16 protein-coding genes are annotated in these 21146 nt (G+C 58.8%); 6 read left to right on the top strand and 10 right to left on the bottom strand.

Annotated features, from left to right (window positions below):
- Positions 1–632 precede the first annotated feature (632 nt).
- Complete coding sequence (locus SB725_RS27795) at positions 633–3527, top strand: ribonucleoside-diphosphate reductase subunit alpha (protein WP_410922895.1); 2895 nt, start codon at positions 633–635, stop codon at positions 3525–3527.
- A 211-nt stretch (positions 3528–3738) separates the two neighbouring features.
- On the opposite strand, the gene flgE is transcribed toward SB725_RS27795, so the two are convergent.
- From flgE to SB725_RS27765, 6 genes are all read right to left on the bottom strand, one after another.
- Positions 3739–5055: a flagellar hook protein FlgE gene (flgE, locus tag SB725_RS27790; protein WP_027923956.1), complete on the bottom strand. Its 1317-nt coding sequence runs from the start codon at positions 5053–5055 to the stop codon at positions 3739–3741.
- 31 nt (positions 5056–5086) lie between these two features.
- A complete protein-coding gene (gene flgD / locus SB725_RS27785) occupies positions 5087–5809 on the bottom strand; it encodes a flagellar hook assembly protein FlgD (RefSeq protein WP_027923955.1) in 723 nt (240 codons plus the stop codon).
- A gap of 15 nt (positions 5810–5824) precedes the next feature.
- Positions 5825–6268, bottom strand: a complete 444-nt coding sequence (flgC, locus tag SB725_RS27780; protein WP_007980123.1) for a flagellar basal body rod protein FlgC — start codon at positions 6266–6268, stop codon at positions 5825–5827.
- Positions 6269–6271: 3 nt separating this feature from the next.
- The gene (flgB, locus tag SB725_RS27775; RefSeq protein ID WP_027923954.1) at positions 6272–6679 is read right to left on the bottom strand and encodes a flagellar basal body rod protein FlgB; all 408 of its coding nucleotides are present in this window, start codon (positions 6677–6679) and stop codon (positions 6272–6274) included.
- Positions 6680–7045: 366 nt separating this feature from the next.
- On the bottom strand, positions 7046–7873 hold the full coding sequence (gene cheR / locus SB725_RS27770) for a protein-glutamate O-methyltransferase CheR (RefSeq protein ID WP_010457158.1): 828 nt from the start codon (positions 7871–7873) through the stop codon (positions 7046–7048).
- Positions 7874–7919: 46 nt separating this feature from the next.
- Positions 7920–8852 (bottom strand): chemotaxis protein CheV, encoded by a 933-nt coding sequence (locus SB725_RS27765; RefSeq protein ID WP_059182310.1) that lies wholly within the window; start codon positions 8850–8852, stop codon positions 7920–7922.
- Between the two features lie 82 nt (positions 8853–8934).
- On the opposite strand from SB725_RS27765, the gene flgA reads away from it, so the two are divergent.
- The 4 genes from flgA to SB725_RS27745 all read left to right on the top strand — a co-directional run bounded on the left by flgA (position 8935) and on the right by SB725_RS27745 (position 11546).
- Positions 8935–9696, top strand: coding sequence for a flagellar basal body P-ring formation chaperone FlgA (flgA, locus tag SB725_RS27760; protein ID WP_081743963.1), 762 nt, complete (start codon positions 8935–8937; stop codon positions 9694–9696).
- A 167-nt stretch (positions 9697–9863) separates the two neighbouring features.
- Entirely contained in the window at positions 9864–10190 is a 327-nt protein-coding gene (gene flgM, locus SB725_RS27755; protein WP_027923951.1) for a flagellar biosynthesis anti-sigma factor FlgM, read from the top strand.
- 49 nt (positions 10191–10239) lie between these two features.
- Positions 10240–10707 carry a flagella synthesis protein FlgN gene (locus SB725_RS27750; protein ID WP_027923950.1) on the top strand — a complete coding sequence of 156 codons (468 nt, stop codon included), beginning with the start codon at positions 10240–10242 and terminating at the stop codon, positions 10705–10707.
- A 92-nt stretch (positions 10708–10799) separates the two neighbouring features.
- Positions 10800–11546, top strand: coding sequence for a flagellar brake protein (locus SB725_RS27745; RefSeq protein ID WP_027923949.1), 747 nt, complete (start codon positions 10800–10802; stop codon positions 11544–11546).
- A 67-nt stretch (positions 11547–11613) separates the two neighbouring features.
- On the opposite strand, the gene SB725_RS27740 is transcribed toward SB725_RS27745, so the two are convergent.
- From SB725_RS27740 to SB725_RS27725, 4 genes are all read right to left on the bottom strand, one after another.
- Positions 11614–12987: an MFS transporter gene (locus SB725_RS27740; RefSeq protein ID WP_027923948.1), complete on the bottom strand. Its 1374-nt coding sequence runs from the start codon at positions 12985–12987 to the stop codon at positions 11614–11616.
- A gap of 69 nt (positions 12988–13056) precedes the next feature.
- On the bottom strand, positions 13057–14298 hold the full coding sequence (locus SB725_RS27735; RefSeq protein ID WP_172825979.1) for a glutamine synthetase family protein: 1242 nt from the start codon (positions 14296–14298) through the stop codon (positions 13057–13059).
- A gap of 199 nt (positions 14299–14497) precedes the next feature.
- A complete protein-coding gene (locus SB725_RS27730; RefSeq protein ID WP_059182309.1) occupies positions 14498–15190 on the bottom strand; it encodes a sensor histidine kinase in 693 nt (230 codons plus the stop codon).
- Positions 15187–16791, bottom strand: a complete 1605-nt coding sequence (locus tag SB725_RS27725) for a tetratricopeptide repeat-containing response regulator (RefSeq protein ID WP_194940666.1) — start codon at positions 16789–16791, stop codon at positions 15187–15189. The genes SB725_RS27730 and SB725_RS27725 overlap by 4 nt, the downstream gene beginning before the upstream one ends.
- A gap of 207 nt (positions 16792–16998) precedes the next feature.
- Here SB725_RS27725 and SB725_RS27720 point away from each other — a divergent pair, with 207 nt between their 5' ends.
- Entirely contained in the window at positions 16999–21138 is a 4140-nt protein-coding gene (locus SB725_RS27720) for a CheR family methyltransferase (protein WP_410922893.1), read from the top strand.
- Positions 21139–21146: the final 8 nt, after the last annotated feature.

Here is a 21146-nt window from a genome sequence, read left to right as displayed (position 1 = left end):
ACGCCGCCCGCCGAGAACACAAGCCGGCAAATGCGTTCGGACAACCCGGTTTTTTGTGATAGGGTTCGCGCCCTTAAAAATCCAAACGGCTGTTTTCAATCGTTGAAAATCGATGAAAAACGGCTCGCTCCAGCTAGGTCGCGGCCTACACGCCCGTTCCACCTTTCACACACAATTTACGCACAGGTTTATCCACAGGTAGTACGTTGCAACACCCTCCAAAACGCATTATCTTGTACCTCGGCGCCAAAAAAACCCTACATGTAGGGTTTTAGCTTAAAAGCCCAACCACATTTCAGACCAGAAACTCAAGCGCTTTATTGCCTGTTTATGGTTGAACCAAGCACGAAATTACAAGCCCAAACCGCACAGGCGGATGGCACCGTTTTTTCAGGCCAGAACAGCCGAAACGGTACGGGTGTTGCAGTCATCACTGGCACCCCTGAAAGGAATCCGGCTTCGAGTCCAGGCTCGCGGCCAAAAACTTCGGCAAGGAAGCGGCATCATTAGCCTTTTTCCTACTGTCCCGAAGTTGTTATGCCCGACCTCCGTCGGTTGTAGTGCTTTTGGACAGAACGGTGGGCACCTTTATGGTGCCCAAACAAACATAGAGAATGTGGAGACACCCCCCCATGCAAACCGACACAACTCGCGAGAACCCGCAGGGCACCTTGCCGCAGGCCGCTGATTCGACTTCGGATCTGTCCGCCACCGCGCCTGGCCAGCTGCGTGTGATCAAGCGTAACGGCACTGTCGTTCCTTACACCGATGACAAGATCACCGTCGCCATCACCAAAGCGTTTCTCGCAGTTGAGGGCGGCACCGCGGCCGCCTCGTCGCGAATCCATGACACCGTGGCCCGCCTGACCGAACAAGTCACCGCGACCTTCAAGCGTCGCATGCCCTCGGGCGGCACCATCCACATCGAAGAAATCCAGGACCAGGTTGAACTGGCCCTGATGCGTGCCGGCGAGCAGAAAGTAGCCCGCGACTACGTGATCTACCGTGACGGCCGTTCGAAACAACGCGCCGCCCACGCCCCGGCCGAAGAAGCCGTCAACGCTCACCCGTCGATCCGCATCACCCGCACCGATGGCAGCTTTGCACCTCTGGACATGGGTCGTCTGAACACCATCGTCACCGAAGCGTGCGAAGGCCTGGAAGAAGTCGACGGCGACCTGATCCAGCGCGAAACCCTGAAAAACCTGTACGACGGCGTGGCCCTGACCGACGTCAACACCGCCCTGGTGATGACTGCCCGTACCCTGGTTGAACGTGAGCCGAACTACTCGTTCGTGACCGCTCGCCTGCTGATGGACACCCTGCGTGCCGAAGGCCTGAGCTTCCTCAACGTTGCCGAAAGCGCGACCCACCACGAGATGGTCGACCTGTACGCCAAGGCGCTGCCTGCGTACATCGCCAAGGGTATCGAATTCGAATTGCTGAACCCGGTCCTGGCGACTTTCGACCTGGAAAAACTCGGCAAGGCGATCAACCACGAGCGCGATCAGCAGTTCACGTACCTGGGCCTGCAAACCCTGTACGACCGTTACTTCATCCACAAGGACGGTATCCGCTTCGAACTGCCGCAAATCTTCTTCATGCGTGTGGCCATGGGCCTGGCGATCGAAGAGAAGCAGAAAGAAGACCGTGCCATCGAGTTCTACAACCTGTTGTCGTCCTTCGACTACATGTCCTCGACGCCAACCCTGTTCAACGCCGGCACCCTGCGTCCACAGCTGTCGAGCTGCTACCTGACCACCGTGCCAGATGACCTGTCGGGCATCTACCACGCGATCCACGACAACGCCATGTTGTCGAAATTCGCCGGCGGCCTGGGCAACGACTGGACGCCGGTTCGTGCGCTGGGTTCGTACATCAAGGGCACCAACGGCAAATCCCAAGGCGTTGTTCCGTTCCTCAAAGTAGTGAACGACACCGCCGTTGCCGTTAACCAGGGTGGCAAGCGCAAAGGCGCTGTGTGTGCCTACCTGGAAACCTGGCACATGGACATCGAAGAGTTCATCGAGCTGCGCAAGAACACCGGTGATGACCGTCGTCGTACCCACGACATGAACACCGCCAACTGGATCCCTGACCTGTTCATGAAGCGCGTCTTCGATGACGGCAAGTGGACCCTGTTCTCGCCATCCGAAGTACCGGACCTGCACGACCTGACCGGTAAAGCCTTCGAAGAGCGCTACGAGTACTACGAAGCCCTGACCGAATACCCAGGCAAGGTCAAACTGTTCAAGACCATCCAGGCCAAAGACCTGTGGCGCAAAATGCTGTCCATGCTGTTTGAAACCGGCCACCCATGGCTGACCTTCAAAGACCCGTGCAACCTGCGCAGCCCGCAGCAGCACGTGGGCGTGGTCCACAGCTCGAACCTGTGCACCGAGATCACCTTGAACACCAACAAGGACGAGATCGCCGTTTGCAACCTGGGCTCGATCAACCTGCCGAACCACATCGTCAACGGCAAGCTGGACACCGCCAAGCTGGAACGCACCGTGAACACCGCTGTTCGCATGCTCGATAACGTGATCGACATCAACTACTACTCGGTGCCGCAAGCGAAAAACTCCAACTTCAAGCACCGTCCGGTCGGCCTGGGCATCATGGGCTTCCAGGATGCGCTGTACCTGCAGCACATTCCTTACGGTTCCGACGCTGCCGTCGAGTTCGCCGACAAGTCGATGGAAGCGGTCAGCTACTACGCGATCCAGGCTTCTTGCGACCTCGCCGACGAGCGTGGCGCCTACGAGACGTTCCAGGGTTCGCTGTGGTCCAAAGGCATCCTGCCGCTGGATTCGCAACAGATCCTGATCGAACAACGTGGCCAGAAGTACATCGACGTTGACCTGAACGAATCCCTGGACTGGGCACCGGTTCGCGCCCGTGTGCAGAAAGGCATTCGTAACTCCAACATCATGGCCATCGCACCGACCGCGACCATCGCCAACATCACTGGCGTCTCGCAGTCGATCGAACCGACCTACCAGAACCTCTACGTGAAATCGAACCTGTCGGGCGAATTCACCGTGATCAACCCGTACCTGGTTCGCGACCTCAAGGCTCGCGGTCTGTGGGACTCGGTCATGATCAACGACCTGAAGTACTACGACGGTTCGGTGCAGCAGATCGAGCGCATCCCGCAAGAACTCAAAGAGCTCTACGCGACTGCTTTCGAAGTGGACACCAAGTGGATCGTTGACGCGGCAAGCCGTCGCCAGAAGTGGATCGACCAGGCTCAATCGCTGAACCTGTACATCGCTGGCGCTTCGGGCAAGAAACTGGACGTTACCTACCGCATGGCCTGGTACCGTGGCCTGAAAACCACTTACTACCTCCGTGCCCTGGCCGCGACCAGCACCGAGAAGTCGACCATCAACACCGGCAAGCTGAACGCTGTTTCCAGTGGCGGCAACCACGGTGAAGATTCGGTCCTGGCAGCACCTGCCGGCCCTGCTCCAGTGCCAAAGGCCTGCGCCATCGACGAGCCGGATTGCGAAGCTTGCCAATAAGCCGAGCCAGTAGGCGCTGAAAGGCGCTGACCTGAAACCCCCGATCAATCCTCTGGATAGGTCGGGGGTTTTCTTTTACCCAAAGGAAAGTGGTGACCGGGCTGCTCGCGATGAGGCCAGCCCTGATTACCAGGATGTTTGCACCAAGGACAAATCCCGACCATAAAAAAACCCCTCTTTCGAGGGGTTCTTTATGCGGCGCTATCAGGCATCAGGTCATCTGAATGATGGTCTGCATGATGGTGCTCTGGGTGGAGATGGTCTTGGCGTTCGCCTGGTAGTTGCTCTGCGCCTTGATCAAATCAACCAGTTCGTTGGTCAGGTTGACGTTGGACTCTTCCAGCGAGTTGGACACTACCGAACCCAAGGTACCGGTTTTCGGTGCATCGATGCCAGGCACGCCCGAGGCGAAGGTTTCTTTCCAGCCAGAACCACCGATTGGCTGCAAGCCTTGTTCGTTGGCGAAGCTGGCAATGGCGACCTGGCCGATGGCCTTGGTTTGCTGGTTGGTGAAGTTGGCGGTCATGACACCGCTTTCGTCGATGGTCAGGCTGGAAATCTGGCCTGTCGCGTAACCGTCCTGATACTGCGCAGTACGTGCGGTTGGCGAAGCGTACGAAGTGGTTTTGGTCATGTCGAACGCGATACCGGCCGCGGCTGCGTCCGAACCGTTCAAGGCCCAGGTTGGCGGGTTGGTGTTGGCGTTAACCATCACGCCCGGCTTCCAGCCAGTCATGGTCAGGGTGGTACCCGTTTGCGTCCAGCCGGCACCGCCCACCAGAGTCTTGATGCTGCCATCAGGATTGAAGGTGATATCCGCCTGGATCGGCACCGGCGGCTCAGCCAGTGGGTTGGTTGGGCTACGGCCGTCCATGTAGGTGTAGACAGTCCAGGAGTTGGACGCCGCATTTTTAACGTAGTACTGGTCCATCGTGTGTTGGTTACCCTGCGTGTCGTACACAGGGGTGGAAATAGTTTTGTTGTAGCTGTTGGTGTCTTTGACGTTGAACGGGGTCACTGTTGGCAGTGGGTCCGAGGAGTTCAGGTTCATCGTCTGATCGACACGGGTGGTCGCATGCGGCGCCAGGCTCGAGGTGTCGATTTTCAGGTCGGTCAGCACACCGTTGATGATCTTGCCGTTGGCGTCTACGCCAAAACCCTGCAAGCGACGGCCGTTGTTGTCGACCACGTAGTTCTGGGCGTCAGTCTTGAACGCACCGGCCCGGGTGTAGCTCAGCGAGCCGTTGTCGCTCATGACGAAGAAACCGTTGCCCTGGATACCCATGTCCAACACGTTGCCGGTGTTGTTCACGTCACCCTGGCCGAACTGCTGGGAAACGTTGGCCAGACGCACGCCGTTGCCGACGGTCTTGCTGCCGGTACCCAGGCGCGTGGCCGAGTACACGTCTTCGAATTCTGCACGGGACGATTTGAAACCGGTGGTCGCGACGTTGGCGATGTTGTTACCGGTGACGTCCAGTTGTTTGTTGGCTGCATAGAGACCGCTAAGGCCGATATTGAAAGACATATTCCACTCCTTTGTGCCGTGTTAGTCGGCTCTATATACCAATGGTCTGTACTTTGGACAGGGCAACACTGCCCAGGCCTGCCAGGTTCAGCATCAACTCACCGCCGGTCTGGCTGATGGTCACGCTGTTGACGGTTGCCGGCAGGTAAGTCACCAGCGAGGTCGCCTTGCTGTCGTAAGTCGCGGTAGCTGCAAACTTGTAAGTGCCGGCCTTGGCCACTTCACCCGCATCGTTCTTGCCGTCCCAGATGAAACCGGCGTTGCCGGCCTGCTGACTGCCAAGATCGATGGTGCGAACCACTTTGCCATCGGTATCGGTGATCTTGATCGTGACCGGGTTCGTCGAGGCCGGTACGACCGCCGTACCGTTGAAACTCTTGGAGGTATCGACCACCGCGGTGTCGGTCTGGGCGACAACCGAACGACCCACCAGCGAAGAAGCCTGCAACGCTTGCGACGAGTTGTAGTTGCCGGCAATGCCGCTGACCGTATCGTTGAGCGTGGTGATGCCTTCCAGGCTGCTGAACTGCGCCAACTGCGCAACGAACGCGCCGTTGTCCTGCGGTTCCAGCGGGTTCTGGTTTTTCAGTTGAGTCACCAACAACTGCAAGAAGGCGTCTTTGCCCAACGCTTTATTGCCGGTGGCGCTGCTGGTAGCGGCGGCCAGGCCGTCGCTGCTGGTGTTGCTCTTGACCGAAGAATTGGCCAGGACATCCTTGATGCTTACGGCGCTGGTAGTATCGGTAACACTCATCTGAGTCGCCCCTTATCACTGACCGAGGGTCAGGACCTTCTGCATCATGGTTTTGGCGGTGTTCATCATTTCGGCGTTGGTCTGGAACGAACGGCTCGCGGAAATCATGTCGGCCATTTCTTCGACGACGTTGACGTTCGGGTAGTAGACGTAGCCCTTGGCGTCGGCAGCGGGATGGTTCGGCTCATAACGCGCTTCGAGGTTGCTCTGGTCTTCGACCACGCCGAGCACTTGCACGCCTTGACCGGCAGCGTCCTGGCTCTGGAACAGCGAATCGCTGCCGCCGCTCTGGCCGCCCTGGAACATGGTGGCGAACACCGGGTGACGGGCGCGATAGGTCTGGTCGATGCTCGACGAGACGGTTTCGGCGTTGGCGATGTTCGAGGCCACGGTGTTCAAGCGCGTGGTTTGTGCACTCATGCCGCTACCGGCAATGTTGAAAACACTGGATAGAGACATGACTTACTCTCCGCGCAGGGCTGATACCAGCCCTTTGAATTTGCTGTTGAGCAGGGTGAAGCTGGCCTGGAAGCCGACGGCGTTTTCCGCGTAGTTCGACTGTTCCAGTTGGGCGTCCACGGTGTTCTGGTCGATCGACGGTTGCATCGGCGTGCGATACAGCAGCGACTCGTCGCCATTGCCCAGGCCTTCAGCTTCGATATGACGGCTGTTGGTCATGTTCAAGGCAAAGGTACCGCCCTTGGTTTTCTCGTTCTGTGCGGCAAGCACTTTTGAGAAGTCCAGATCCCGAGCCTTGTAGTTCGGGGTGTCGGCGTTGGCGATGTTGTTGGCCAGGACTTCGGCACGCTGAGCGCGGAAGCCCAGGGCTTGTTCGTGGATACCGAGCGCTTTATCGAAGCTGATGCTCATGTCGGGAAACCTTCGGGTGACCTGATTTTTCGTAACAGAGACATAGCAAGCGGCGTGCCAAATCGAAAAACCCCGGAAACCGGGGCTTTGCCGGCAGTGGCAAGGGCGGCAATGCCAGAAAAGCGGCAACCGGTTTCCGCAGGCTGCCGCTTTTCTGCCGCTTATCGCCTTCGAAAGAACAACTCTTACCCTGTGGGAGCCGGGCTTGCCCGCGATGGCGGTGTGTCAGCCCCATCAAATTCGTCAGTGATACCGCCATCGCGGGTAAACCCGGCTCCCTCAAGGGTTTAGGGGTGTTGGCGGAAAACCATCAGGCATAAAAAACGGGAGCCCCTGAGGACTCCCGTTTGTTGTGCCGCCAACGAATCACTTCGCCTGGTAAATGATCCCCGGGCTGCACTGGACCATCTGGTAATGGTCCGGCAAACCGTTCAGCGCTTCAGACGCGCCGAGGAACAGATAGCCACCTGGCTTGAGCGTGCTGTGAATGCGCAACAGGATGTCTTTCTTCACCTCGGCGGAGAAGTAGATCAGCACGTTGCGGCAGAACACGATGTCGAACTTGCCCAGCGCTGCATAACTATCCAGCAGGTTGAACGAACGAAACTCCACGCGGCTCTTGATCGGCGCCTTGATCGCCCAGCGTCCCGGCCCTTTCGGGTCGAAGTAACGCTGAAGACGCTCGGGCGACAGGCCACGGCCGATCGCCAGGCTGTCGTACTCGCCGGTCTTGCAGTTGGTCAGCATGGTGCCGGACAGGTCGGTGGCGACAATCTGCGCCCCCATCTTCAACTGGCCCATGTTGACGCGTTCGAACTCATCGATGGACATCGACAGCGAGTACGGTTCCTGCCCCGACGAACACGCAGCGGACCAGATCCGCAAGCGCTGGCCGGGTGCAGCCTTGATCGCTTCAGGCAATACCTTGTTCTTCAACACTTCAAACGGATAGGTGTCACGAAACCACAGGGTTTCGTTGGTCGTCATCGCGTCCACCACCATCTCGCGCAAACCGCTGCGCGGCTGGGTCTGGATGCGCTGGACCAGCTCACCCAGGGATTTGATGCCTTGCTGTTCCATCAGTTTGTTGAGACGGCTCGAGACCAGGTACTGCTTGTTTTCACCGAGCAAAATGCCACAGGCTTTTTCCAGGAAGACCCGGAACTGTTCGAAATCCAAATTACCCGTAGACAAAGATACCGCCTCTTAAATCGTGTTAATCACCAGGGGCAGAAGGCCCCTAGCTGATATCTGCTGCTTTGATCCGGTCGACTACCCGGGATGCCAGGTCATCAGGACGGAACTTGGCAAGGAAGTCATCGGCACCGACTTTCTTGACCATCGCCTGATTGAATACCCCGGACAACGAAGTATGCAGGATGATATGAAGCTTTTGCATGCGTGGGTCGTTGCGGATCTCGGCCGTGAGGGTGTACCCGTCCATTTCCGGCATCTCGATGTCGGAAATCATCATCAGGAACTCTTCTTCCGGCTTTTTCCCTTCGTCGACCAGCTTTCGCAAGTAATCCAGCGCTTGCTTGCCGTCGTTCAACGCCACCACTTCGACACCGACGGTTTGCAGGCAACGAGTCACTTGCTTGCGCGCCACCGACGAGTCATCGACGGTCAAGACCTTCAAGGACAAGGCCTTGTGCTGGGTTTCGACATCGACCACACCGACCGAAATCGCTTCCGGTGTCGGCGCCACTTCCGCGAGGATTTTCTCGACGTCGATGATTTCGACTAACTGATTGTCGACCCGAGTCACAGCCGTCAGGTAGTGATCGCGTCCCGTGCCCTTGGGTGGCGGATGAATCTCTTCCCAGTTCATGTTGACGATGCGCTCCACCGAGCGCACCAGGAAACCCTGGGTCTTGGTGTTGTACTCCGTGATGATCACGAACGGATTGCTTTGATCTTTGAGCGCGCCGGAGCCGGTCGCCATGGCCAGATCAAGAATCGGAATGGTCGCCCCCCGGATATTTGCCACACCGCACACGACAGGACTGGATTTTGGCATCAGCGTGAGTTTTGGGCATTGCAGCACTTCCCGAACCTTGAACACGTTGATCCCATAGAGTTGCTGGCCGTCGAGACGGAACAACAGCAGCTCCAGGCGATTCTGCCCTACCAGTTGCGTGCGCTGGTTTACCGCATCCATTACACCAGCCATGCACAGACTCCTACACCAACGCTTAAGTGTGTTGCGACGCACGTTCATTGCTAAACGGCACGGCGCTTGCTTTTTAACTCTTATGAACACAGAACTGACATTTTTCCGACGCCTGACATCAAACGCTCGCCACGTGCTTTGCGCGATGTCGGCCGTCTGCCTGTTCAACGCTGGCAGCCCTGCCCTTGCTGACGCAGTTACCTTGCCTGACATGCTTATCGGCGTCACTCAGGGCTTTCTTGAGTTCACCGTAGAAGACTATTTGGCGACCAGTCAAACCGAAGGCCGTTATGAGATCGAGGTCAAGCAGCTCGATCCGCGCCTGCGCATGCCCATGTGCGACAAGGAATTGACAGCCACTCTGGAGAGCCCGGCGATCCCGATTGGCCGGGTCACGGTCAAGGTTCGTTGCGACAGCACCTCGCCCTGGACGGTGTTCGTGCCCGCTCAAGTCCGCCTGTTTCGCGACGTCGTCACCACCACGCGGCCCCTCAAACGCGCCGGCTATATCGAGCCGGGCGACGTCATGCTGCGCGAACGCGACATCAGCCTGATCGGCCAGGGATACTTCACCTCCATCGATCAGACGATTGGACAAAAACTTACCCGACCAACGGTCGCCGATCAGGTGCTGACGCTGGTCCATCTCGAACAGGCCGAAGTCATTTCCAAAGGTGACCAAGTGGTGATTACCGCCCGCAGTGGTACGCTCAGCGTGCGCATGCCGGGCGAAGCCCTGTCCAATGGCGGCTTGCGTGAACAGATCCGGGTAAAAAACCTCAACTCCCAACGGGTCATCAAGGCGCAGGTCATGGCGCCGGGCCAGGTGGAAGTGGCCATGTAGAAACTCTGCGCTTGCGAAAACATGGCGCTGGCCGTGGCTGTTCCCTAAACTGTGCCTCACGCAGGAAATGCGCTGGCGCATGCAGGCTCGTTGATAAATGGGCCTAAAGTTTTTGCAGGAAGAGCCGAAAACATGGCAAGCGTCCAAATTCCCAGAGGTTTTTTATCATGGTCATCGATTTCAGCCGTTTGAACAGTTCCTCGTCACTGACCGGCAGTACGCGTACCAGCGCCAACAAGGACACTGCCGAAGCCGGCAAATCCGCGCCGCTGAATACCCCGGCCGAACAGGCCAGTACCGCCAAAAGCGGGGAATCGGTACACCTCAGCAATGAGGCTCAACAGTTGCAGAAGGTCACTGACAAGCTGCGCGATCAGCCTGCCGTCGACAATGCCCGCGTGGCCGAGTTGAAAGCAGCGATTGCCGATGGCAGCTATAAAGTCGACAGCAACCGTGTAGCCAGCAAACTGCTCAACTTCGAAGCCCAGCGCTAGGCCCCCGGCCTGCGCCAGGCTTTTGGACGCTTAAACCCCAAGGCCAGCCATGCACGACACTAATTTACTGCAACTGATCATCGACGACTTTGCTCCAGCACAACACTTGCTGGAGTTACTGCAAACCGAGTCCCTCGCCTTGCATGGTCGCGACATGCCACTGCTCGAAGACATTCTGGCGCGCAAACAGGCAATGATCATTCTGCTCGAACAGCATGGCCGCAAGCGCAGCGAAGTCCTCGCCAGCCTCAATCTGCCCACCAATCGCAAGGGCCTGGAGCAACTCGCCAGCGAATCCAGCGTCGGTGACCAGTTACTTGCGCAAAGCGATGCCCTGACCGACCTTCTGGCTCAGTGCCAGGCCATCAACGTCAATAATGGTCAGTCGATCCTGGTCCAGCAGGCCGCCACGGCCAATCAGCTGAAAATCCTCACCGGCGGCGAACCACCCGCGCTTTACGATGCCCGCGGATCAACCGCCAAGCTAGCGAAGCCGCGCCCGCTCAGTCAGGCGTGAACCTGTTGATGAGTTCGCACTTTCAAGACGCGCTACATGATGGCAGTATGCTGGCCATGCGCAGTCACATTTTGTCCGGAGAACGATGAACCGTGCCCAATGCCTTAACCGCGGAAGATGCTCCGCAGCCACCCAAGGTGCTCTCCACGCCCATGGAGATCGCGGGTAACCTGCGGCAACTGCAAGAAAGCCATGACCCGCTGATCATTACGTTCCACGAACGTAACCAGCGCTTCCAGAGCTATCTGGTTGAGGTTGACCGTGACAACAACATGATTGCCCTGGATGAAATGGTGCCCCGCGATGGTGAGCGCTATCTGCTGGCAGGCGAATCGTTTCGGGTCGAAGGCTTCCACGACGGCGTGCGCATCGCCTGGGAAAGCAACGGCCCGCTGAGCATCGACGAACTCAGCGACGCACGCTGCTATCGCGGCAAACTCCCTGACGAAGTCGTCTACCATCAGCGCCGCAATGCCTTCCGGGCTGCATTGAAACTGGCGCAATTGGTCAATGTCGAACTGGGCGGTGAAAAGCTCAAGTCGCCCATCAAAGGCAAGTTGCTGGATATTTCCGCCACCGGCTGCAAGCTGCGCTTTGAGGGTGACATCACCAGCCGACTGCAATTGGGCCAGGTCTACGACCGCTTCGTCGCCGACCTGCCCTTCGGCAGCATGACCACCCCGGTGGAACTGCGTTACCTGCACTTCGAAGAAAGGATCTCCACCACCTTCGCCGGCATCCGCTTTCACAACATGAGCGGGCTGGTGCAGCGCCAGGTCGAGCGATTCGTGTATCAGCTTCAACGTGAAGCACGGCGCTTCGATAAAGACGATCTCTGATACACCGCTTCAACAAAAAACGGGCAGCCCCTTGCGGTGACTGCCCGTTTTTTTATGCATCAAAAAATCAAGGCCTGGCTTCAGTGAAACTTTGTTCGCGACCGGCGTCCGGGTCTTCCGGTGGCGTCGGCTCACCTTCCAGTTCCACCTCTGGTTCCGGCTCCGCTTCCGGATGCGGCGGACTCTGCATCTGCTCTTGAACGATCTGCTCGTCGACACGCGGGTCAAGGCACACCACCAGCGGCGAGCTCGACATGCTGTCCGGCATGGCGACGTGATGCAGCGGCGCATCGTCGACCTGATGCAGGTTGGTGACCGCTTTCGGACGGATCCGCCACACCAGCACCAGTGCGAAGAAACTGAAGAACGCGTAGAGCATGTGGCTGCCGAACAGCTTCATCAGCACCCCGGCGACCAGCGGCCCGATACTGGCGCCGACGCCGTAGGTCACCAGCAGCATCGCTGTCAGCGAGACCCGGCGATCACCCTCGACATGGTCATTGGAGAACGCCACCGCCAACGGATACAGGCAGAACTGCACCAGCGAACAGAAGAACCCGGAGATGAACAAGACCTCCAGCGGCACCTTCTGCAGAATCGCCAGCGGCAACGCGGCCAGTGCCAGGCTGAAGGCAAAACAGCGGATCAACAGCGCCCGGTCATAACGATCAGACAGCCAACCCAGCGGCCACTGCACCAGCAGGCCAGCAAAAATACAGCTACCCATGAACAGACCGACCTGCTCGGTGGACAACCCCTGCTGCGACGCATACAGCGGCGCCAGACCGTAGAACGAGCCGACGATCAGCCCTGCCCCCAATACCGTGCTCAACGACTGCGGTACACGTTTGATAAAGAAGCGCGGCTCCATCGGCGCGGGGTGCAACGGCGCCGGGTGAATCCGTCGAGTCAGGGCCACCGGCACCAGGCACAGGGCAAAGCACAAGGCGACCAGCATCAGCAGCTCCAGGCCCAGGCCTGGATGCATGACCAGAATCAGCTGACCCAGCACCAACCCCAGGTAGGAAGCGATCATGTAGCCGCTGAAGACCATGCCGCGCTGCTTGGCATCGGCCTGCTCGTTGAGCCAGCTCTCAATGACCATGTACTGACACATCATCCCCAGGCCGACGATCACCCGCAGGAACAGCCAGGCCGGCAGCCAGTCGATCAATCCATGACCGAGCACCGCCGCACCGACGATCCCGGCACACGCGGCATAGGCACGAATATGCCCGACCCGGGCAATCAATCGGTGACCGATCTTGCCGCCCAGCACCAGGCCAAAATAGTTGGCCGCCATCAACGCACCGACCCACAAGCTGTCGACGTGATCGGCCGCCAGGCGCAAGGCCAGGTAAGTGCTCAACAGGCCCGAGCCGATCAACATCATCAGCGAGGCGAAATACAGCGCTCGAAAGGATTTCCAGATTTGGCGCATCGGCGTTCCGAGCGGCTCCTTGCAGTGAAGATCAGGCTACCGAAACGATAGCCCGAAGACGACGAAGCGTCAGGCCTGAGCAGCTAAAACACGCCGTTCCCAGGGAGTAATTTCATCAAAGAAGCTGGTCAGTTCCATGGACTTCGAAGCGACGTAGCCTTCGATGAACTCAGTGCCAAACAGTTCCTTCGCCAATTGGCTACGTTTCAGACGCTCAAGAGCCGCATGCAAGGTACACGGCAACGAAAGATTATCCGGCACGTCGAATTCGCCCTGGATCGCCTCGGTCGGCTCCAGCTCGTTTTCAATGCCATGCAACCCGGCGGCAAGGCTGGCGGCGATCGCCAGGTACGGATTGGCGTCCGCTCCCGGCAAACGGTTTTCGACCCGACGAGCGACCGGTGAACTGGCCGGAATGCGCAACCCGGCGGCGCGGTTGTCGTGGGACCAGCAGGCATTATTCGGCGACGCGTACGGATGGCACAAGCGCTGATACGAGTTCACGTTCGGTGCAAACAACGCCGTGAAATCGGCCATGCCGGCCTGCTGGCCACCGATGAAGTGACGGAAGGTCGCGGTCGGCTGACCGGCCTCGTCGCTGAACACGTTACGCCCGGTGTTGATGTCGACAATGCTTTGGTGAATGTGCATCGAACTGCCCGGTGTGTGCGCCAGCGGCTTGGCCATGCAGACCACCGTCAAGCCATGCTTGAGCGCGACTTCCTTGAGCAGGTGCTTGAACAGCAAAGTCTGATCCGCCAGCAGCAGCGGATCACCGTGCAGCAGGTTGATCTCGAACTGGCTGACACCCATTTCGTGCATGAAGGTGTCGCGCGGCAGGCCCAACGCCGCCATGCAGGTGTAGACCTCACTGAAGAACGGCCGCAAGCCGCTATTGGAACTGACACTGAATGCCGACTGACCGTCCTCGCGACGACCGTCCAGGCCCAGCGGCGGCTGGAACGGTTGAGTCGGATCGGGGTTGGGCGCAAACACGAAGAACTCCAGCTCGGTCGCCACCACCGGCGCCAGGCCGCGAGCCGCGTAACGCGCGATCACCGATTTGAGTTGACCGCGGGTCGACAGACTCGACGGTTCACCGGTCAATTCGTCCGCATCGCAAATGGCCAGCGCCCGGGGCTGTTGGCTCCAGGGCAAGCGATAGATATGCGCAGGGTCCGGCACCAACGCAAGGTCGCCGTCATCGCTGCCGTAAAAACGCGCGGGTGGATACCCGCCCATGATGCATTGCAGCAGCACACCCCGCGCCAACTGCAACCGACGTCCTTCGAGGAAACCCTCGGCCGTCATGACTTTGCCCCGGGGAACTCCATTCAAGTCCGGGGTGACACATTCAATCTCATCAATGCCCGCCAATCGCTGTGCGAGTGAACGATGGCCATCGGTAGTCATGACTCAATCCTTTGTTGTGCGAGCCGCGAACGGCGACCCGTACAAAATAGGCTTCGCCTGTTCAGAATTTCAAGCAGCGCCACACAATAAAGAACGCTCAGGGCAGGTAAAGGCTGAATACACCGCCGCCCAACGGGCCGCCATTGCTGAGCCGGGTGCTGCCGACGACGCCATTGCGCTGATGCATCGCGGCGATGCGCCCGGCAAAGTACAGGCCCAGGCCGGTGCTACTGCTGCTGTAGTTGATGCCTTGCACATAATCCGCCTGAAACTCGATCATCTCCGCCGGATAGCCGGCGCCATCATCATTGATGCTCAGCACCAGTTGACCGCCCTCGTCGCTGACGCTGATCAGCAGCGACTCGCGCGCGTAGCGAATGGCGTTGTTGATGATGTTGCCCAGTACCGAGGCGACCAGCTCGCGGTCGAAGAAACCCAGCGGGCTCAACGGGTCGACTTCATAGGTCGCAATAATGCCGCGACTGGCGAACACGTCTTGATGGCTGGCCAGTTGCGCTTCAAGAAAGTCATCCAGGTCATGGTAGGCCGGTTGCAACGGCAACTGATTGACCCCCAGTTTGTACAGGCCCAACAACTGCACGAGCATGCCGTTGAGGTGGGCGAACTCGTATTCGATGACGCCCTGCTCCGGGCTGTGCTGCTCCGGGTCGGGCAAGCGCGCCAGCCACTGGCTGTGCGCCTGCATCAGCATGGCCAGCGAGTTCTTCATGTCGTGCACGGTGGAGGCAATCACCGTCGAGAAATCCAATGCCGGGTTGTCTTGGCTCATCCGCCGAACGCCTTGATTTTCAGTTTCTGATAGCGCGGATAACGCGCGTCGGTGTCGGGCATCAAGCCGACCATTTTCAGGCAGACCCGACATTCATCGATTTCCGCCGATGGCACACTGGTGTCGGTGCCGTGCAGCAGCGACTGCGCCATGTTCAAGGCGATACTGATGTTTTTCGGCTGCATCGCCAGCGCCTTGCGGAACACCGACCGGGCTTCCACCAGGTTGCCGGTCTTGTACACCCGCACGCCCTCACGATTGAGCTCGGCGGCGGCGTTGCTGGAACTGAGGATGGTCGGGTCGTCGGTCAACTTGGCGATGCCCTTCATCACCACCGGATCATCACCGTAGATTTCCGCGCAATTCTTCAGCATCGAGGCGCCCGCGCTGGCTTGGCCAAGCATTTGCAACTGCTTGGCCACCAGCAGCGCCGCTTCGGCACTCATGAATTGCTCCATGCCGTCGAGACGCATCATCGCTTGTTCGGTGAGTTTCTCGGCGGTTTCGGCGTCGTTGAGCAACAGGCTGGTGGCTTTCATCAGCCGCGCACGAATCTGCAGGCCCGGGTCGGATGGGTTTTCCTTGGCCACCAGGCTGAGGGTCGTGTTGATTTCCAGGCGGGTGCGGGTATCCAGGCCTTTCTCACTGCCTTTGCTGATCAAGGCGTGAGCCAGACCGAGGTTGCTTTCCGCATCCTTGAAACGCGACTGCGCGCCCTGGGACACCGCCTGGCGATACGCCCTGGAGGCGGTGTCGAAATCTTCGTTGGCCATCGCCAGTTTGCCCAGCAAGGCTTGCCGGCGCACGGCCAGCGGCGACAGGCGAATGGCTTCTTCCAATACTTTCTGCGCGCCCTTGGTGTCGCCTTCGACCACCAGCACGTCGGCCATGCCGTCATACAACGCCGGCATCATCGGAAACACTTTCAGGGCTTTTTCGTAGATGCCCTTGGCCTGGCTGACCTGGCCGCGCTTGAACAGCAACTGGCCCAACCCGGCAAACGCCCACGGCAACGGCCGATCAGCAATGATGCTGTCGTAAAGGCGCTCCAGCGCTTCGTTCTGATTCAAGTCGCGCAAGGCATCCGCGCGATAGCGCAGACACAGCGGCGAATAACGGATGTCCTTCTTGCACAGCTCGATGCAGGCATTGAGCACTTCCAGCGGCTTGCCACGGTCGAGGGCTTGCAGGATCGGCTTGAGCAGGTTCTTGCGCTGCTCCAGCCGCTCCAGACGCTGAGCCAGGCCCGAGCGGTTGAACGGCTTGGTCAGGTAGGCATCCGGTTCATGCTCCAGCGCACTGAGCACCATGGCCTGGCTGGTTTCGGCGGTGACCATGACGAACACGCTTTCATGGCTGATCAGCTTCTCGATCATCAAGTCTTCGAGGACCTGCTGACCGTTCTTCTTGCCGTCGCCGAGGTGGAAATCCTGCAGGATAAAATCGTAGGCCTTCTGCGAACACATGCGCAGCGCCTGCTCGCCGGAATCCGCGGTATCCACGTCCTTGACGCCCAGCTCTCGCAGCATGGACCTGACGGAACTGCGGAAATCCGAGAAATCATCGACGATCAGAAAACTCTTTTGGTGATACGACAGCATCGAAGATTTCCAGGCAGTTTTAAGAAGAAGAGCATGACCGTTCGGGTTATCGGCCAGCAGTGCCGATACCTTGAGACGCCGTGACGCTCAAGCGATGGCTAAATATTTGAAGGGGTTATGTAAAAACGGGATTATTCTGTTTTATCGACGCGCGTGTTACCCCCGTTTTACGACAACGCCCCATGTCGCCGGTAGAAGGCAGAACAGATGACCAGCACCCCCAAACAACCGGCCGGCGCTTCCGAGCGCAAGGCCCCACGCCCGAGCGACCTGGACTTCCCGGTGGTCGGCATCGGCGCGTCTGCGGGGGGACTGCAAGCCATCAAGCTGTTTTTCCAGAACATGCCTCAAGACAACGGCATGGCGTTTGTCATCATTCTTCACCTGTCGCCCGACCATCAGAGCATTGCCGACAAGATCATCCAGGAATCGACGAAAATGCCGGTCCTGCAGGTCACCGAGACCGTGCCCATCGAGAAAAACCACGTATATGTCATCTCGCCGGCCCAGCGCCTGGCCATGGATGACGGTTTTCTAAAGGTCAGCAGCAACGCCGCGCGCGAGACGCGGCATGCCTCTATCGACCTGTTCTTCCGCGACCTCGCCGAGGTCCATCGCGAGCGTGCGTTTTGCCTGATCCTGTCAGGCAGCGGCTCCGATGGCGCGGTCGGTTTGTCACGCATCAAGGAACACGGTGGCGTGACCATGGCCCAGGTGCCGGAAGACGCCGAATTCGACGGCATGCCTCGCGCAGCCATCGATACCGGCATGGTCGACCTGATATTACCCGTCACGGAAATGCCACAAAAATTGCTCGAACTGTGGCAAAACGCCAAGGAAATCACGTTGCCCATTGCCGGTGACGCGGAACTGAAAACCTTCCACTCGGTGTCGGAACGCGAGGCCGCTATCAATGAACAAATGCTCCACGACATTCTGATCCAGTTGCGCACCGGCACCGGCCACGACTTCAAGCATTACAAACGCGCCACCGTGTTGCGGCGGATCGAACGGCGGATGCAAGTCACCGCCCAGCCCGACCTGGGCGCCTACTTCCGCTACCTGCAAAACAATCCCGAAGAAACCAAGGCGCTGCTCGGCGACATGCTGATTGGGGTGACCAACTTCTTCAGAGACCGAGAGGCGTTCGAAGCGCTGGAACGGGATGTTTTACCGCAACTGGTCAGCGCCGCCGTGTCGGCGCAACCGGAAAAAGAAGAAATTCGCGTCTGGTCCGCCGGCTGTTCCACCGGCGAAGAAGCCTACAGCCTGGCGATCTTGCTCAACGACCAGCTGCAACTGGACGCCAGCAAGGCAACGATGCAGTTGTTCGCCACCGACATCGATGAACGCGCCATCAGCGTTGGCCGCGCCGGGTTGTATCCGCAAGCGATCATCACCGATGTGCCGCCGACGCGGCTGCGGCATTACTTCGTCAAGGAGGACGATCACTACCGGATCCGCAAGGAAATTCGCGAACGGGTGCTGTTTGCCAAGCACAGCCTGCTGTCGGATCCGCCGTTCTCGCAGATCGACCTGATCGTCTGCCGCAACTTGCTGATCTATCTGGATCGCGAAGTGCAGCGTGAAATCCTGCAGATGTTCCACTTTGCGCTGCGGCCTGGCGGGTTCCTGTTTCTCGGCTCTTCAGAGAGCGCGGACGCTTGCCACGAATTGTTCGCCCCGGTGGATAAACGCAATCGCATCTTCCGCGCCAAGACCGGTACCGCCAACAGCCGTCGGACGCCGACCATGCCCCGCGGCGGTTACGTGCGGGCGAGTACGTCCCGCGAGGCGCCGCCCCGCGCGGTGCCGCGCAAGCTGTCCTTTGCCGACATTCACCAGCGTGCGCTTGAGCTCGCCGCGCCGCCGAGCATGATTGTCGATGCCAACGCCGAAATCCTGCACATGAGTGATGGCGCCGGGCACTTTCTGCGGCATGTGGGTGGCGAACTGACGCGCAACCTGCTGACACTGATCCTGCCGGAGCTGCGCCTGGAAATCCGCACCACGCTGTTTCAGGTGCAGCAGAGCAACCTGGTGGTCAAGTCCAGGGCCGTACCGCTCAAGCGCGGCAACCAGAGCTACATGATCAACCTCGTGGCTCAGCCTTATAAGGACGAAGAGTCGGATGGCGAGTACGTGCTGGTGATCTTCGAAGAAGTCGAAGTCGACCCGTCCGAACAGACCGTCACGACCCTGCTACAGACCGAAAGCCAGGTGCTGTCCAATCTTGAGCGCGAACTGCAACGAACCAAGTTGCATTTGCAGGACACCATTGAACAATCGGAAGTCTCCAGTGAAGAACTGAAAGCCTCCAACGAAGAAATGCAGGCAATCAACGAAGAGTTGCGCTCGGCCACCGAAGAGCTGGAAACCAGCAAGGAAGAGTTGCAATCGATCAACGAAGAGTTGCTGACGGTCAACTACGAGCTGAAAACCAAAGTTGAAGAAACCGACAAGATCAACGACTACCTGACCAACCTGATCGCTTCCACCGACATTGCCACGGTGTTTGTCGACCGCAACATGCGGATCAAATGGTTCACCCCGCGCGCCACCGACATTTTCAGCATGCTGCCGGTCGATACCGGCCGCTCGCTGCTCGACATCACCCATCGCCTGCACTACGACGGCCTGGCCAGTGACGCGGCGCAGGTGTTCGAATCGTTGAACATGATCGAACGGGAAGTCAGCAGCACCGACAAACGCTGGTACATCGCCCGCCTGTTGCCGTACCGCTCCAGCGAAGACCACATCGACGGCACGGTGCTGACGTTCATCGACATCACCAAGCGCCGCGCGGCGGAAGAAGATCTGCGCCTGGGTGAAGAACGCATGCGCCTGGTGGCCGAAAGCACCCGCGACTACGCGATCATCACCCTCGATGAACAGGGCATCATCACCAGCTGGAACAAAGGCGCCGAGCTGATCTTCGGCTACAGCAAGGCCGAGGCGGAAGGCGCTTTCTACGATTTCATTTTTTCCGCCGAAGACCGTGCCGCCGGGGTTCCTGAAAACGAACTGCTGGCAGTGCGCACCCAGGGCCGCAGCGAAGATGAACGCTGGCACTTGCGCAAGGATGGCAGCCGCTTCTTTTGCAGCGGCGAAGTGACCTTGCTCAGCGGCGACAACCTGCGCGGTTACGTGAAAATCGCCCGAGACCTGACCGGCCACAAACGTCAACACGAAGAACAGAGCCAGGAACTGGCCGAGACGCGCAATACCAATTACCTCAAAGATGAATTCTTTGCGGTCATGTCCCACGAGCTCAAGCACCCGCTGAACCTGATCCAGCTCAACGCCGAATTGCTGCGCCGCCTGCCCGTGACCAAGTCCCTGCCCCCGGCCGCCAAAGCGGTGAACACCATTTGTGATGCCGTCACCAGCCAGGCGCGGATCATCGATGATCTGCTGGACGTCGCCCGAGTGCGCACCGGCAAGCTAAAGCTGCAACCGGTCGCCGTCGACCTTGTCAGTGTGCTGCGCGATATCCATACCGTGGTCCTGAACGAGCAACACGAAACCAAGGTCGAGCTGCATGTGCCTTCAGGGCCGCTGATGGTCCACGCAGACCCGACGCGCCTGGAACAGATCATCTGGAACCTGGTGAACAACGCCCTGAAATTCACCCCGGCCAATGGGCTGGTTCAGCTGATTGCCGGTCAGGCCGGAAACAAGATACGGCTGGATGTCAAAGACAACGGCACCGGCATCGCTGCCGAAAACCTCGAACATGTATTCGATCTGTTTGGCCAGGCTGAAAAGCAACATGCCACGCATTCCCGCGAAGGACTGGGGATCGGGTTGTCACTGGTCCGCCAGTTGACCGAAGCACAACGGGGCACGGTCGAAGTGAATTCCCAAGGGCTGGGCGCGGGCTGTACGTTCAGCGTCTATTTGCCGATGGCCCACACCGATGACGCAGAGAAATCCTCCGCTCAGGTCAACGAGACCGCTGGCAGGTTAAGCGGGCTGACGATTCTGTTGGTCGATGACTCGGCCGAAGTGCTGGAAACCTTGAAGATGCTGCTGGAAATGGAAGACGCCGAAGTCATCGCTTTCGACCGGCCGGTAGCCGCTCTGGACGCGGCAAAACACACGCGCTTCGACTTGATCATTTCGGACCTGGGCATGCCGGTCATGAACGGTCACGAACTGATGAGCGCGTTACGCAAACTGCCTCAGGCCAAGGACGTGCCGGCGATTGCGCTGACGGGTTATGGCACCCGCAGCGACATTCAAAAAGCCCGGCAATCGGGTTTTAACCAGCACCTTGGTAAACCGGTGTCCTACGATGACCTGATCGAAACCATCGAGGCTCTGCGGCGCTCTTCGGTCCTCTGATCGGCCAG

Source organism: Pseudomonas sp. SIMBA_041, assembly GCF_046535095.1.
GTDB lineage: Bacteria > Pseudomonadota > Gammaproteobacteria > Pseudomonadales > Pseudomonadaceae > Aquipseudomonas > Aquipseudomonas mucoides.
Note: the sequence above shows the minus strand (reverse complement) of the source record. Positions and strands in the feature narration are given on the sequence as shown.